Here is a 13,011-nt window from a genome sequence, read left to right as displayed (position 1 = left end):
CTGTTCGTGCATAGAACACTGTTCGTGAACACGAACGTGAACCAGGATGTGGACGTGACCGTGGTCGGAGCCGGGCCGGTGGGCCTCGTGCTCGCCGCCGAGCTGGCGCTCTCCGGGGCGACGGTGCAGGTACTCGAGCGACGAGCCGAGCCGGACGAGTCGATGAAGGCGCAGTCGATCAACATGCCGACGGCCGAGGCGCTCGACCGCCGCGGCCTGCTGCCTGCCGCCGAAAAGGTGCAGCGAGAGATACTCGAGCGGGTGGGATCGTTCGCCCGCACGGTCGGCGACCGGACGCCCGGTGAGGGCCGGCGAGCGCCCGCCCCGCGGTTCACCGGGCACTTCGCGGGAATGGTCCTCGACGCCGACCTCGTGGACTGGTCCGATCCCGACCTCGTCGCGCACACCGCGGCCGACGGAGCGCGGATGGTGCCGCAGCGTGAGCTGGAGGCGCTGCTGGCCGACCATGTCGCGCGACTCGGCGTACCGGTACGTCGCGGGGTGGAGGTCACCGCGCTGGAAGACACCGGCGACGGCGTGCTCGTCGGCACTACCGCCGGCACGGTGCGCACCGGGTGGCTGGTCGGGTGCGACGGCGGGCACAGCGCCGTGCGCCGCCTCGCGGGCATCGACTTCCCCGGCACCGACCCCGAACTCACCGGGTACCAGGCGGTCGTCGACATCGCCGACCCGGAGAAGCTCGCGAACGGATGGGCGTGGTCGCCCGAGGGGGTGTACCGCTACGGGCCGCAGCCCGGGCGGGTGGCCACCGTGGAGTTCGACGGCCCTCCCGCCGACGTCCCCCACGCTCGGCTTCGCTCGCGCGAGAGGACCCCCATGGCGCCGGTCACCCTCGAGGAGCTGCAGACCAGCCTGCGCCGGGTCTCGGGTACCGACGTCACGCTGACCGCGCTGCGCGCCACCCCGACCCGCTGGACCGACAACACCCGCCAGGCCGCGGCCTACCGGTCGGGACGGGTACTTCTGGCCGGCGACGCCGCGCACGTGCACCCGCCGTTCGGCGGCCAGGGGCTCAACCTCGGGGCCGGCGACGCGATGAACCTCGGGTGGAAGCTCGGCGCCGTGGTCGCCGGGTGGGCACCCGAAGGGCTGCTCGACACCTACGACGCCGAGCGCCGTCCCGTTGGCGCCTGGGTGCTGGACTGGACGCGGGCCCAGATCGGGGTGCTGCGCGGGGATGCCAAGTCGGCCGCGCTGCGGGGGATCATGGCCGATCTGCTGAGCACTCGGGCGGGCACGACCTACGCGGTCAAGAAGATCTCCGGAGTCGACCAGCGCATCGACCTGCCCGGCGACCATCCGCTGGTCGGCCGGTTCGTCCCCGACCTGTGGCTGAGGGACGGCTCCCGTCTGGTCGACCACGGTCACGGCGGCGGGTTCCTGCTGCTCGACCGCACTCCGGACGGCGCGTTCGCCCGCCTCGCTGCGCCCTGGGCAGGGCGAGTGAGCAGCGTGAGCGACGGCCACGCGACGCCGGCCGGGGTGTTGGTACGCCCGGACGGGGTGGTCGCCTGGGCCTCCGACACCACCGACGTCGCCGGCCTCGAATCCGCCCTGCACCGATGGACCGGCGCGCCGTCGCCCTCACCCGAGCACGAGCCGGTGCGCTGAAACCCGGTCCGTGTCGACGACAGGGCCCAGGCCGATGAGAACAACAACTCCTTCGGCCGGAGTGCGACCTCTTCCACGGCCCCGAACTGTCAGCCAGGGGCCGGGGTTTCGCGGCTGCGTGGGGCCGGCTACGACGGCGCGGGGTCGGTCGGATTTTGGCGGGTGGTGATTCCGGTGAGGATGAGGTCGATGCCGGCGAGGAACTCTGTTCGGTCGTCGTGATCGCGTAGCTGGTCTGCGATGTTGCGGGTGAACGGGTACTCGTCGGGATCGAGGTTCGCCCATGCGGCCGAGACGGTGTTGAGGAACTCGGTCCGGTTCGTGTCCGGCTGATGTCCGCGGGCGTTGGCCGCGTTCTGTCCGCCGACTCCGAGGATGTAGTTCAGCAGCGCGGACGCGGCGGTGAACTGGGTGGTGTGGGGTACTCCGAGCGTTTGGACCTGGCGTCCGAGGTGTTCGAAGACCCGCAGCATCGGTGACTGTCCGGGCGCGCGGGCGAGTTGGGTGCCGAGCCACGGGTGGGCGTCGACGGCGTCGAATACGCCCAGCGCGAGGGCACGGATCGCTTCCTGTGGCGTCGTATCGGCGGTGTCGGCGGTCATGGTGGCGGCGACGACGGCGTCGGTGGCGGCATGGAGGAGTTCGTCCTTGCCCGTGACATGCCAGTAGATCGCACCGGGCCCGGTGGCGAGGCGCTCGGCCAGTGCGCGGAAGGTGAGTGCGCCCTCGCCCGCCGTGTCGAGAAGCCCGATCGCGGCCTTGACGATGCGCTCCCGGGAGAGCGGTTCCTCTCGTCGCTCCGGACGACGGGACCTGGTTGCCATGCATACATCCTGGCACACGCCTGGAACACTGTTCCAGCTTGACATCTCTGGAACACCGTTCCAGGCTGTGCTGGAACAACGTTCCAGAGGTTGACTGCCGGGTGCCTGCCCGGCAGACGTGCGACACGCAAGGAACCACCATGACCACTGACGTCACGATCATCGGTGCCGGGCTCGGAGGGCTGACCCTCGCCCGCGTCCTCCACGTCCACGGCATCCCGGCGACGATCTACGAGGCCGAGACCTCGCCGACCGCCCGTACGCAGGGCGGCATGCTCGACATCCACGAGTACAACGGGCAGCTCGCCCTTGCCGCGGCCGGCCTCTTCGAGGAGTTCCTCGGCCTCATCCACAAGGGCGGTGAGGCCTCGCGGGTGCTCGACAAGGACGGAACCGTGCTCCTCGACGAACCCGACGACGGTACCGGCGGGCGACCGGAGGTCCACCGCGGCGCCCTACGGCAGATTCTGCTCGACTCGCTGCCGGCCGACACGATCAAGTGGGGGCACAGGGCCACCGCGGTCCGGCCTCTCGGGTGCGGCCGGCACGAAGTGACATTCGCGGACGGGGCGACCGTGGAGACCGGTCTCCTGGTCGGCGCCGACGGCGCGTGGTCGCGGATCCGTCCGCTGCTGTCCGACGCCACACCCGAGTACGTCGGCATATCCTTCGTCGAGACGTACCTGTTCGACGGCGACACCCGCCACCCGGCCGGCGCACAGGCGGTCGGCGGCGGGGCGCTCTTCGCACTCGCACCCGGGAAGGGGATCCTCGCCCACCGGGAGCCCGGCGGCGTCCTGCACACCTATGTGGCACTCAACAAGCCGCAGGAGTGGATCGCCGCCCTCGATTTCACCGACGCGGGCGCGGCTACGGCCAGGGTCGCCGAGGAGTTCGACGGCTGGGCCCCGGAACTCACCGCGCTGATCACGGACGGCGAGACCGCTCCGGTTCCGCGGACCATCAACGCCCTGCCGACCGGGCACCGGTGGGACCGCGTTCCCGGCGTGACGCTGCTCGGCGACGCCGCCCACCTGATGTCACCGTTCGCCGGCGAAGGTGCCAACCTCGCCATGTACGACGGCGCCGAGCTCGGCAAGGCCATCGCCGCGCACCCGGACAACATCGAGGCCGCGCTCACCGCGTACGAGGAAGCCCTCTTCCCGCGGAGCGCCGCTGCCGCCACCGAGGCTGCCCAAAACCACAAGCTGTGCTTCGACGACAACGCCCCATACAGCCTCATCGACCTCATCACCGACCACCAGCTGGCCGACTGAACCTCGGCCACTCCAGCGATCCCGCGGCAGCCCCTACCGGCACACGGGAGCAAGGAGGCGCGTGACCGGCGGAGCCTGCGGACAGTCACGGCCGAGAGGCGGCGGCCGGCCCCGTTGTGGTTCGGTTCTGCCCGCGCCGAAGGTTCCGTTCAGCCGGACGGTCATCCGATGACGAGCGGGAGCTTCGCGGCCAGGTCGCCCAGTTCGGCCTCCTCCGCGTCGGTCGGCGCACGTCGTCCGGTGCCGACCAGCAGCGCTTCCTTGTCGGACAACGACGCGGGGAACGCGGTCTGGGCGATCTTCTCCAGCAGCTCGCGTGACCGGGCAAGTCCCTCCGCGGGCGGTCCCGCCAAGTCCGGGAGACACGCGACCAGGTCGAGGTGGTGCAGCGTCCACTCCAGGACGTACGCGGAGAGGTAGTCGCCCGCGGTGAGGACCTCGTCGCGGGTGCTGACCCGGAGGCCCGGGTCGGCGAGTTCGGCGGCGCGACCGGCGGCGGAGCCGACGTCGTCCAAGTGGAACTTGAGCAGCCGCGGCTCCTCGTACGCGGCGGCCAGGCGGACGGTCAGAGCGTCGAGCGGGTCGTCACCGGTCGGCGGCGCTTCGGCGACGTCCCAGTACGTCACCGCGTCGCGCGTGGGTTCCGTCCCGGCGGGGGTCACGAGGGTGATCAGGACGTCCTGCGCGTCGATGATCAGGTGGCACACCAGGTCCCGTACGAGCCAGCCGGTACAGCCGGACGGCCGGGTGAAATCCTCGTCCGGGAGCTCGGCGACCGCCGTGCGCAACGCTGTCCACGAGAGTGAGAAGAGATCCACACCGGCAACGTAGTGCGGTGCCGGAATGTCGGACAGGCACATTCGGGCTACCCGTGAGCGGCTCCGCTGTCGGCACCCGCCGCACTCGTTGTCCACACACCTCACAGGTCACAGCGCGATCCGGCAAGAGGAACCGTTCGGGCCAGGGCGTCCAGCCGTGCTTCGACGAAGGCCGGCTTCCGCCCCCGGCCTCGCACCGGCGCCTGCGCGGCGCCGGCTCCGCCGGGGAGCGGCGGCTCGTCGAACCGGTGCTCGTGGAGTTTCCCGCCCGGGGCACCGCAAGCAGGCGTGGGGTCAGCCCCGTTCCGCGTCCAGCCACGCCAGGATCTCGGGGGTCACGGGGTCGGTGATGTCGGCGAACTCGTCGTGCTTCTTCAGGAACTTCGCGACGTAGGGGCACACGGGCACGATCCGCATACCGAGGTCGCGCACGTCGGTGAGCGCGTACTCGACCAACCGCGCGGCCAGGCCCTGCCCGGCGAAGGCCTCGTCGACTTCCGTGTGGAAGAAGACGCGCTGTTCACCGCGGTCGCGGTAGGCGGTGAGGCCGGCGCGCTTGCCGTCGACCAGGATTTCGTAGCGATGCCTGGCGTCGTTCCGCTCGACGGTCGGAGCGGCGGGAGACTCGGTCATGAGGTGCCTTTCGGGTGCGAGTCGGCGACGCGGCGGGTTGCCGCGCGGCGCGATGGTGGCATGCGGAAGAACGGGAGCGGGAAGACGGTCGCCCGGGTACCCGTCGACGGCGCCGAAGCGATCGGAGGCGTTCGCCCAGTCCTCCCGGGCGCGGACGATGTCCTCATGGCTGCGGCCGATGAAGTTCCACCACATGACGATCTCCTCCTCGAACGGGGTTCCGCCGAGCAGTACGGTACGAGCCGGGTCGTCCGACTCGTTCACCAACGTCAGAGCGGCGGTTCCGGCCTCGGCGTAGCCCAGCTCCGCCGGACGCAGCAAGGTGCCGGCCATGCGGACGTCTCCCTGGTCGACGAGCAGCCCGTGCTCGAAGCCGGGCTCCACGGCGAACGTGACCGTCGCGCGCGGCTCGAGGACGATCTCGGCGCCCAGCAGCGGTGTGAAGGTGCGCACCGGGGACTCCCGACCGGCGAGGGAGCCCAGGAAGACCCTGATCTCGGCCCCGTCGACCCGCAGGGGCTCGGGTACGTAGTGCTGGAAGTCCCGCTCGGCGTGCCGGTGTGCCTCGGGCAGCGCCACCCACAGCTGAACGCCGTGCAGGACCGTGGTGCGCGGGGTGGACACCTCCGAGTGGCTGATGCCGTGCCCGCCTGTCATGAGGTTCAGCTCGCCGGGCCGTACGTACGCGTGGCTGCCGAGGCTGTCGCGGTGCTCGATCTCCCCGCTGAACAGCCAGCTCACCGTCTGCAGTCCGGTGTGCGGATGCGGGGCGACCTCCATGCCGCCCGTCTCGGCGATGTCGTCGGGACCGTAGTGGTCGGCGAAGCACCAGGCTCCGATCAGGGTCCGCGCGCGCTGCGGCAGTGTGCGCCGCACGGTCATCGCGCGCGGGCCGCCCAGGGGTACGTCACGTGGGGCGAGAACGTCGACATCGCTCACCGGGGACCGCCTTCCGTCACCATGATAGTTTCAGATTCAACAATGATACGCGGAGCATAGTAGGACGGAGTCCGGGGTTGAGCAGCTACGCGACAGGAACCGCGGCGCAGCGGATCTTCATCGACAAGCAGAGCCCGAAGGCCTACCACGCGCTGGTCCAGACGTCGGAAGCGGTGCGCGCGACCGCCGCCGACGCGGGGCTCGACCGGACCGTGGTCGAGCTGATCAACCTCCGCGTGTCGCAGATCAACGGCTGCGCCTACTGCCTGAACGTGCATACCCGGGCCGCCCTGCGTGCGGGCGAGACGGCGCAGCGGCTCGGAGTGCTGGCCGCCTGGCGGGACACCGAGCTGTTCACTCCCGCGGAACGCGCGGCCCTCGCGCTGGCGGAGGCGACGACCGAGCCGACCGACGCCGCCGCGCAGGAGACCGCCTGGGTGGCCGCCCGTGACGCCCTCACCGACGACCAGATCTCCGCGGTGATCTGGGTGGCGATCACCATCAACGCGTTCAACCGGGTCTCGATCATGAGCAAGCACCCGGTGCGATCGGAGCGCTGATCGAGCCGGGGGAGCGGAGGTGGTCGATCGCCTCGGCGAGGTTGGCGCGGGTCTGCAACCGCTCGCCTTCGTCGGTCAGCACCACATGGTGTGCGTCGGCCATGCCGTGCTTGGCGGCCATGAAGTCCATGAAGCGCTCCATCCACGAACACCGATGGGGGTTAGGGAACGCCGAGTTCGAACAGGGCGTACCCCGCGTATGAGCCGGAGGCGAGCGCGGCGATTCCGAGGACGGTGCACAGTACCGGCGTGCTGAGCCGGCGCATGGCGACGGCGCACGGGATGAACAGGGGGAAGGCCGGGAGCAGGTAGCGGGAGATGTTGCCGAAGATCTGCTGGCTTCCCAGGACGAGCGCGATCGTCAGGAGGGTGTGGACGACGAGGACCGCCGGCGGGCGGAGCCGGAGCAGCAGCGGCAGCACGATCAGGGCCAGCAGGACCGTGCCGACGCCGATGAGGTCTTCGTAGGGATACGCGAAGAGGTAGTCGAAGTGGCCCACCGGGAGGGACGCGAACACGTCGAGGGTGTGTTTGCCGTAGTCGAACGTGTGGGCCCAGGCGCCTTCCTGGAGCTTGAAGTACCCGCCGTAGTCGCCCATCCGGTATCCCACCCAGCCGAGGTAGCCGAACAGCCCGAGGGGGGCGATCGCCACGGCGACCAGCGGGCGCAGAACCGTGGCCCGACGCTTCTTCCCGTCCGGGCCGGGGGCGTCTCCCCAGCGGCGGACCTCCTGCCGTTGCCGGTGGATGGCCAGCAGCGCCGCGACCGTCAGTGCCGCGATCAGCGCGGTGGCCGTCGGACGAGTGAGACCCGTGGCGCAGGTCAGGATGCCGGCGGTGATCCAGTGGTGGCGCATGACGGCGTAACAGGCCCAGGCTGCGAGGGCGACGTAGAGGGACTCCGAGTAGCCCGACCACTCCATGCCGGATCCGGGCCACACGGCCCAGAGGCCGGCTGCGGCCAGCCCGGCCCGCCGACCGCCGATCCGTGCGGTGACGGCGTGGATCGCCAGGGCGGCGACGAACGAGGCGGCGACCGAGACCAGCAGGCCGGCGCCGAACAGACCCAGGCCGGTGCAGGAGGAGACCAGCCGCATCAGGGCCGGGTACAGCGGGAAGAACGCCGCCGAGTTGCCCTCGATGGTGATCAGGCCGCCGCCCGCACCGGGTACCGGCACGAGCGCGGGGTGGTAGCCGTGCGCTGCGATCTGCTGATACCACCAGCCGTCCCAGGTGGCCAGGACATCCCAGGCGTGGGCGCCGCCGCCGAAGCGGGGGTGCTTCTTGCGGAAGTCCCCGGAGGAGTCCAGCAGGTACATGAAGACGCAGAAGCCGATGAGCTTCAGCGCACCGTACAGCGCGAGAACCGGGCCGTGGTGCTCGGCCGCCCGGCACAGTCGCACCCACCGTTGGCGGGCGGCGGAGGTGAGGGAGAGGAAGGAGGGAGACGGGGCGGGGGGCAGGCCGGTGTCGTACGGCGGTTCCGTGGCGGGCGAACGGCCTTCGGCGTGGGGCCCGTTGCCCTCGTACGACGGAGCGTTCGCGAGACTCGGGTCGTTCATCGGGGCTCGGCTCCTGTTCCGTTGCCGCGGGGGGTGGCGGTGAACACCCAGGCCCGCAGGAGCAGGAAGCGCAGCAGTGTCGCGACCAGGTTGGCGATGACCAGCACCGCGACCTCCGTGGGCCGCGCGGGCCCCGGCGCCCAGCGGTGCAGCGCGGCGAGCGAGCCGCTGGTGAGCGCCAGGCCGAGGCCGAAGACCACCAGACCCTTGGCCTGCTGGCGCAGCGCGCCGCCCCGCCCGCGCAGCCCGAAGGTGAGCCGCCGGTTCGCGGCCGTGTTCGCGACGGCGCAGACCAGCAGCGCCCACGCGTTGGCGCCCTGCGGCCCCGCCACCGGGCGCAGGGCCGAGTAGAGGAGGACGTAACCGACCGTGCTCACCACGCCGACGGCTCCGAAGCGCAGCAACTGGGCGGCCAGTGGCCCCGGCGGATCACCTCCGGCGGCGCGCCGCAGGGCCGCCGTCGGGAGCGTGCCACGGGCGAGCGCCCTGCTGATCCTGACGATGCCGCGCAGGTCGGCCACGGCCGTCGAGACCAGATCGACCCGGCTGTCGGGGGCGTCCACCCAGTCGACGGGCACTTCGTGGATGCGTAGCCCGGCCCGCTCGGCGATCACCAGCAGTTCGGTGTCGAAGAACCACTCCGAATCCTTCACCAGGGGCAGCAGCCGCTCGGCGACATCGCGCCGGACCGCTTTGAAGCCGCACTGCGCGTCGGAGAAGCCGACGGCGAGGGTGGAACGCAGCAGGACGTTGTAACAACGGGAGATGATCTCCCTTTTGGGCCCGCGTATCACCCGGGAGCCGCGGGCCAGGCGGGTGCCGATGGCTATGTCGGAGTGGCCGGAGATCAGCGGGGCGACCAGCGGGAGCAGCGCGTTCAGTTCGGTGGACAGGTCCACGTCCAGGTAGGCCAGCACCGGGGCGGGCGAGCGCGACCAGGCGACGCGCAGGGCTCGGCCGCGCCCCTTCTCGGCCAGCCGTATCCACTCGGCCTCCGGCAGTTCGGCGGCCAGCCGGGCCGCGATCCGCGGGGTGTCGTCGGTGCTGGCGTTGTCGGCGACGGTGATGCGGAACGGGTACGGGAACGTCTCGCGCAGGTGCGCGTGCAGCCGCCGCACGCTCGGCTCCAGATCCGTCTCCTCGTTGAACACGGGGACGACCACGTCCAGTACGGGGTCCGGGTGGTCCGCCGGCAGCGGCAGGCGGAGCGGAAGTCGGTCCATGGGCAGTCCCGTCGCGAGGTTCAGCGGGGCGGACCGTACGGTCTTGGTCATGGTTCATCCGGGTTTCTGTGCTGTCGCAGGGCATGCCGAAGGTGCTCACGGCGGAGCTGCGATGAGGGAGTAGGGCCAGGGCGGAATAGCGCCTAGGAACAAGGAACGGTGCGGAAGTTCAGTGGGGGAGCGGTCAGGGCGGCGGTGCGGCTCGGCGGCGAGCGAGCGGCGGCTACCCGGTGCCGGTCGCGCTGACGAACGACGAGGGCTCGAGTGTCGTCGTCGGCGGGGACGACGGCGTGATGCTGCCGCTCGGCGTGGCCGATATGGTGGCCGGTGGACCGGCGGTCGCGGTCTCGGAGGGACCGGAGCCGACCGAGATCGAACTCTCTGTCGAACTCCCTGTCGTGATCGGCGTCGTGGGGGCCGACTCGGTGGAGCTTGCGCTGGAGGGTTGGGTCGGGGACGGCATGCTGGTCGGGGAGGAGGAGCCGGTCGCGGGCCGCGGCGCGGGGGCCTGGGGCTGGTCGTGGTCCGGCGCGTGCGGCAGCAGGAACAGGCCTACGCCGAGCCCGGCGGCCACCACTACGCAGCCCACGGCCTTCTGCGCCGCGCGGACCCGGCGGCGGACGAGCACTCCCGTCCTGAGCCGGTCCTGCTGCGCGGGCTCGAAAGGGGTGTACTCCTGGGCGTCGCGCATCATCCGCGCCAACTCCCGCTCGAAGTGATCCATGCTTCCCTTCACCCCACCGGCTCGATGACATCGCCCAGGATCTGACGCAGTCGCGCCACACCGCGTGACGCGTGGGACCGGGCGGTGCCCAGTGGGCATCCCAGAATCTCCGCGACCTGTTTCTCGGGCAGGTCCTGGTAGTAGCGCAGCACCACGGCGGCCCGCTGCCGGGCCGGCAGCTCGGCGAGGGCAGCTTCCAGCCGCGACCGCTCCACCACGGCGGCGGACTCGTCCCCGGTCTGCGCCAGGTCTGGCAACTGCTCCACGGGCCGCTCGCCCCACCACCGCCGACGGGCGGAACGGGCGGCTGCGCGTGCCAGGACCTTGCGTACGTACGCCTCGGGCGCCTCGTCCGCGACCTTCGGCCAGACGAACCAGAGCTTGACCAGGGCCTCCTGGAGCAGGTCCTCGGCGCGGTGCCGGTCACCTCCGCAGAGCAGACGGGCCAGGTGGAACAACGCCGACCAACGGGCCGCAACGAACCCGTCGAAACTCTCGGCCTGAGCCTGTTCCATCCGCACCGTCCCCGCACTTGCCAGCTTCGTACACCTGGAGAAAGACGTTGGTGAGCACCTCGCTATGCACTTCCGGCACGTGATGCGGGTCACGTCCGGCGAGGATGCCGTGGCGCGGGGGTGCCCCGGCTTCCCGGTAGTCCGGCCAACAGGGCACGGATGCTGCGCGGTTGCCCCTGGTTCGGCTCGTGTACGGCGCCAACGGGGGTGGAGCGGGACGCGTACGTGGCTCACACCGCGACGGTTACCTCACTTGCTCCACCTGGGAGTCAGAACAACTGTCCCAGCCGGGAGTCGAGAACCGCATAGTCGCGGTCAGTCAGACCATGGCGGGGATCGACCCGGTACAGCAGGGCGTTCGCTGGGTGGTGAGCGGCGACCCAGGCCCGATCGGTGTCGGTGACCTCGTCGTCGACCCAGACGAATGGGCGCCCCGCCGCCCAATCGACAAGGGTGCGGGTCTTCCAGTGCAGTCCGTTCCACTCGTCCTGATCATCGATGTCGGACGGTTCTGGCCAGACCACCACAGCCAGCTGCGGCAGACCAATGAGCGGGGCGATGCACTCGTTCGCGTCAGCCATCCATGTCGTGGCCCAGACCACCTCGCACGGGAGCGCCGCCAGCCGAGGCCCGTGCTCGGGGTCGAGGCGCGCCAGGAGCGGATTCGCATCGCCATCGAGCGGTCCAAGGCATGTGGCATGGGCCGGATATTGCTCGGGCGCCGCGCCGAACGGGATGAGCGGTCCGTCGACATCGAGAAACAGCAGCGGACGCTGCGGAGAGCCAGTCACGCCGGCACGATAGCGGCAGATCACGACGGGACCGGGCCGGAACCTTTCCCCGAACCGGCAGACAACTGCTGCTGCTGCTGGAAGTGAACAAAGCCGGTGCGGGGCGAGCGTGCCGGTCCGATCCAATCGAGGCCTGCCGGTCGTCCGTCAGAGGGAAGCGGACTCGCCATCAGGTGTCCCTGAGTTCCCGCACTCCAAACCGTGGATACGTTGCGTGCGCAGCCGGCACGCGGCCCACGGTCATGCCGCGGCCTCATGGATCACCGCACGAGAGCGGAAACGGAATGGCAGTCCCACGTATGAGAACGGCCGCACGCATGGGCCTGGGTGCCGTCATCGCGACCGTCTGGCCAATGGTGCTGATGTCGGCCGAAGCGAACCCGTCGCACGACCTGGTGGCCCCCAAGCACTACCCCACGATCCAGGCCGCGGCCGAAGCCGCCGAGCCCGGGGACCGGATCCCTGTCCGGCCCGGCGTCCACGAGGAGCAGGCGGTGATCGACAAGTATGTGTCGATCACCGGCTCGGAGGCCCGGAAGACGACGATCCTGGCTCCGCGGACGCTGGTCGCCGGCGAGGACGGCGGTACCTCGATCGTCGAGATCCACAGCGCTGCGTCCGCCGCGCCGGCGCAGCTCGTCGTCAGCGGGCCGGGCTCTGGGGCGTGCAGCGACGGCGCACTCGGCTCCGGTGTCCGAGTGCTGAGGGGTGCCCGGCTCGACCTCGGACACGCCCGCGTCACCCACATCACCGGCACAACCGCGGCGCCCTGCCCCCACAGTGCGGTCGCCGCATTCGTAGGGGATCTCCCCACCCGAACGGGATCGGTGCCGATCCACGACACCGAGATCTCGGACTACCAGGGTTCGGACGTCACCGTCCTCAACGACCGGTCGAGCGCAACGATCGTCGACAGCACCGTCACCGGGCACCCGCGCCTGTCGACCGACGGGATCGGGTTCGTGGCGGGCGCGGTTGTGCAGGACAACCAGCGCGTAGGCAACCACATCGGGATCTACGCCGGGCGGCGGATCCGGCGCCCGGCCGGCACCCACCAACTGGTCCCGGATCCGTCGCCGTGAGGGCCGCCCACAGCCACGAGCAACCTCAGCCGACGCTGCCGTACTCCACGGGGAAGTCCGGGGGCCAGGGCTGGGCGAAGTCCAACAGGGACGGGTCCTCGAACTTGCGGTCCGCCTCGCGCCACGAGGGTTCGGCGGAGACGACGAAGCTGTCCCCGTCCGTTCCGTCGACGGCGGTGGCGTCGCTGGGCAGCAGCGGCTGCCGGTGCCCTGCAGGACGGTTCGTTCAGGGTCCGCCACGGCCGGATCGAAGGCGGTGTCGTAGAAGGGCCGATGGCGAACCCTGATGCAGTCCAGCCCAGGACGCAGTGCGGCCCCTGACCGGGCCCGCCGTCGGCGAGGTTGAACCGCCGGTGGCGGCCGAGTCGCGCGAGGTCGAGTGGTGCTGAGTTCGTTGCAGGGTGTCGGATGGCTTGTCGGGATAGGCGAGG

13 protein-coding genes are annotated in these 13,011 nt (G+C 70.8%); 4 read left to right on the top strand and 9 right to left on the bottom strand.

Features of this window, described 5'->3' with window-relative positions; all coding sequences use genetic code 11:
• Positions 1-24 precede the first annotated feature (24 nt).
• A complete protein-coding gene (locus ACIQTP_RS38275) occupies positions 25-1,632 on the top strand; it encodes an FAD-dependent oxidoreductase (protein ID WP_403408658.1) in 1,608 nt (535 codons plus the stop codon).
• Between the two features lie 128 nt (positions 1,633-1,760).
• On the opposite strand, the gene ACIQTP_RS38270 is transcribed toward ACIQTP_RS38275, so the two are convergent.
• Positions 1,761-2,456 (bottom strand): TetR/AcrR family transcriptional regulator, encoded by a 696-nt coding sequence (locus tag ACIQTP_RS38270; RefSeq protein WP_403408656.1) that lies wholly within the window; start codon positions 2,454-2,456, stop codon positions 1,761-1,763.
• 140 nt (positions 2,457-2,596) lie between these two features.
• On the opposite strand from ACIQTP_RS38270, the gene ACIQTP_RS38265 reads away from it, so the two are divergent.
• Positions 2,597-3,733: an FAD-dependent oxidoreductase gene (locus tag ACIQTP_RS38265; protein WP_403408654.1), complete on the top strand. Its 1,137-nt coding sequence runs from the start codon at positions 2,597-2,599 to the stop codon at positions 3,731-3,733.
• 161 nt (positions 3,734-3,894) lie between these two features.
• Here the strand turns inward: ACIQTP_RS38265 and ACIQTP_RS38260 are convergent, their stop codons facing one another.
• Positions 3,895-4,551 carry a maleylpyruvate isomerase N-terminal domain-containing protein gene (locus ACIQTP_RS38260; protein ID WP_403408652.1) on the bottom strand — a complete coding sequence of 219 codons (657 nt, stop codon included), beginning with the start codon at positions 4,549-4,551 and terminating at the stop codon, positions 3,895-3,897.
• A 294-nt stretch (positions 4,552-4,845) separates the two neighbouring features.
• A complete protein-coding gene (locus ACIQTP_RS38255; RefSeq protein WP_403408650.1) occupies positions 4,846-6,123 on the bottom strand; it encodes a bifunctional pirin family protein/GNAT family N-acetyltransferase in 1,278 nt (425 codons plus the stop codon).
• Positions 6,124-6,200: 77 nt separating this feature from the next.
• On the opposite strand from ACIQTP_RS38255, the gene ACIQTP_RS38250 reads away from it, so the two are divergent.
• Positions 6,201-6,683 carry a carboxymuconolactone decarboxylase family protein gene (locus ACIQTP_RS38250; RefSeq protein WP_403408648.1) on the top strand — a complete coding sequence of 161 codons (483 nt, stop codon included), beginning with the start codon at positions 6,201-6,203 and terminating at the stop codon, positions 6,681-6,683.
• Here ACIQTP_RS38250 and ACIQTP_RS38245 read toward each other — a convergent pair.
• From ACIQTP_RS38245 to ACIQTP_RS38220, 6 genes are all read right to left on the bottom strand, one after another.
• Positions 6,649-6,813, bottom strand: coding sequence for a hypothetical protein (locus ACIQTP_RS38245; RefSeq protein ID WP_403408646.1), 165 nt, complete (start codon positions 6,811-6,813; stop codon positions 6,649-6,651). The genes ACIQTP_RS38250 and ACIQTP_RS38245 overlap by 35 nt on opposite strands.
• 31 nt (positions 6,814-6,844) lie before the next feature.
• Positions 6,845-8,245: a hypothetical protein gene (locus ACIQTP_RS38240; protein WP_403408644.1), complete on the bottom strand. Its 1,401-nt coding sequence runs from the start codon at positions 8,243-8,245 to the stop codon at positions 6,845-6,847.
• Positions 8,242-9,468 (bottom strand): glycosyltransferase, encoded by a 1,227-nt coding sequence (locus tag ACIQTP_RS38235; protein WP_403408829.1) that lies wholly within the window; start codon positions 9,466-9,468, stop codon positions 8,242-8,244. The genes ACIQTP_RS38240 and ACIQTP_RS38235 overlap by 4 nt, the downstream gene beginning before the upstream one ends.
• A gap of 223 nt (positions 9,469-9,691) precedes the next feature.
• Positions 9,692-10,192: a cellulase gene (locus tag ACIQTP_RS38230; RefSeq protein ID WP_403408642.1), complete on the bottom strand. Its 501-nt coding sequence runs from the start codon at positions 10,190-10,192 to the stop codon at positions 9,692-9,694.
• Between the two features lie 8 nt (positions 10,193-10,200).
• The gene (locus ACIQTP_RS38225) at positions 10,201-10,707 is read right to left on the bottom strand and encodes a SigE family RNA polymerase sigma factor (protein ID WP_403408640.1); all 507 of its coding nucleotides are present in this window, start codon (positions 10,705-10,707) and stop codon (positions 10,201-10,203) included.
• Between the two features lie 269 nt (positions 10,708-10,976).
• Positions 10,977-11,498 (bottom strand): HAD domain-containing protein, encoded by a 522-nt coding sequence (locus tag ACIQTP_RS38220; RefSeq protein ID WP_403408638.1) that lies wholly within the window; start codon positions 11,496-11,498, stop codon positions 10,977-10,979.
• Between the two features lie 299 nt (positions 11,499-11,797).
• Between ACIQTP_RS38220 and ACIQTP_RS38215 the strand changes: the two genes are divergently transcribed.
• Positions 11,798-12,580 carry a hypothetical protein gene (locus ACIQTP_RS38215; RefSeq protein WP_403408636.1) on the top strand — a complete coding sequence of 261 codons (783 nt, stop codon included), beginning with the start codon at positions 11,798-11,800 and terminating at the stop codon, positions 12,578-12,580.
• The last annotated feature ends 431 nt before the right edge of the window (positions 12,581-13,011 follow it).

It is taken from the genome of Streptomyces sp. NPDC090798 (genome assembly GCF_044768965.1).
Classification (GTDB): Bacteria; Actinomycetota; Actinomycetes; order Streptomycetales; family Streptomycetaceae; genus Streptomyces.
The sequence above is the reverse complement of the archived record's forward strand: the minus strand, read 5'-3'. Positions and strand labels throughout refer to the sequence as shown.

Bases quoted from the DNA above. Each gene is read 5' to 3' on its own strand.
- ACIQTP_RS38270 (WP_403408656.1), bottom strand. From the start codon at position 2,456: ATGGCAACCAGGTCCCGTCGTCCGGAGCGACGAGAGGAACCGCTCTCC.
- ACIQTP_RS38265 (WP_403408654.1), top strand. From the start codon at position 2,597: ATGACCACTGACGTCACGATCATCGGTGCCGGGCTCGGAGGGCTGACC.
- ACIQTP_RS38245 (WP_403408646.1), bottom strand. From the start codon at position 6,813: ATGGACTTCATGGCCGCCAAGCACGGCATGGCCGACGCACACCATGTG.
- ACIQTP_RS38240 (WP_403408644.1), bottom strand. From the start codon at position 8,245: ATGAACGACCCGAGTCTCGCGAACGCTCCGTCGTACGAGGGCAACGGG.
- ACIQTP_RS38235 (WP_403408829.1), bottom strand. From the start codon at position 9,468: ATGGACCGACTTCCGCTCCGCCTGCCGCTGCCGGCGGACCACCCGGAC.
- ACIQTP_RS38230 (WP_403408642.1), bottom strand. From the start codon at position 10,192: ATGGATCACTTCGAGCGGGAGTTGGCGCGGATGATGCGCGACGCCCAG.
- ACIQTP_RS38225 (WP_403408640.1), bottom strand. From the start codon at position 10,707: ATGGAACAGGCTCAGGCCGAGAGTTTCGACGGGTTCGTTGCGGCCCGT.
- ACIQTP_RS38215 (WP_403408636.1), top strand. From the start codon at position 11,798: ATGAGAACGGCCGCACGCATGGGCCTGGGTGCCGTCATCGCGACCGTC.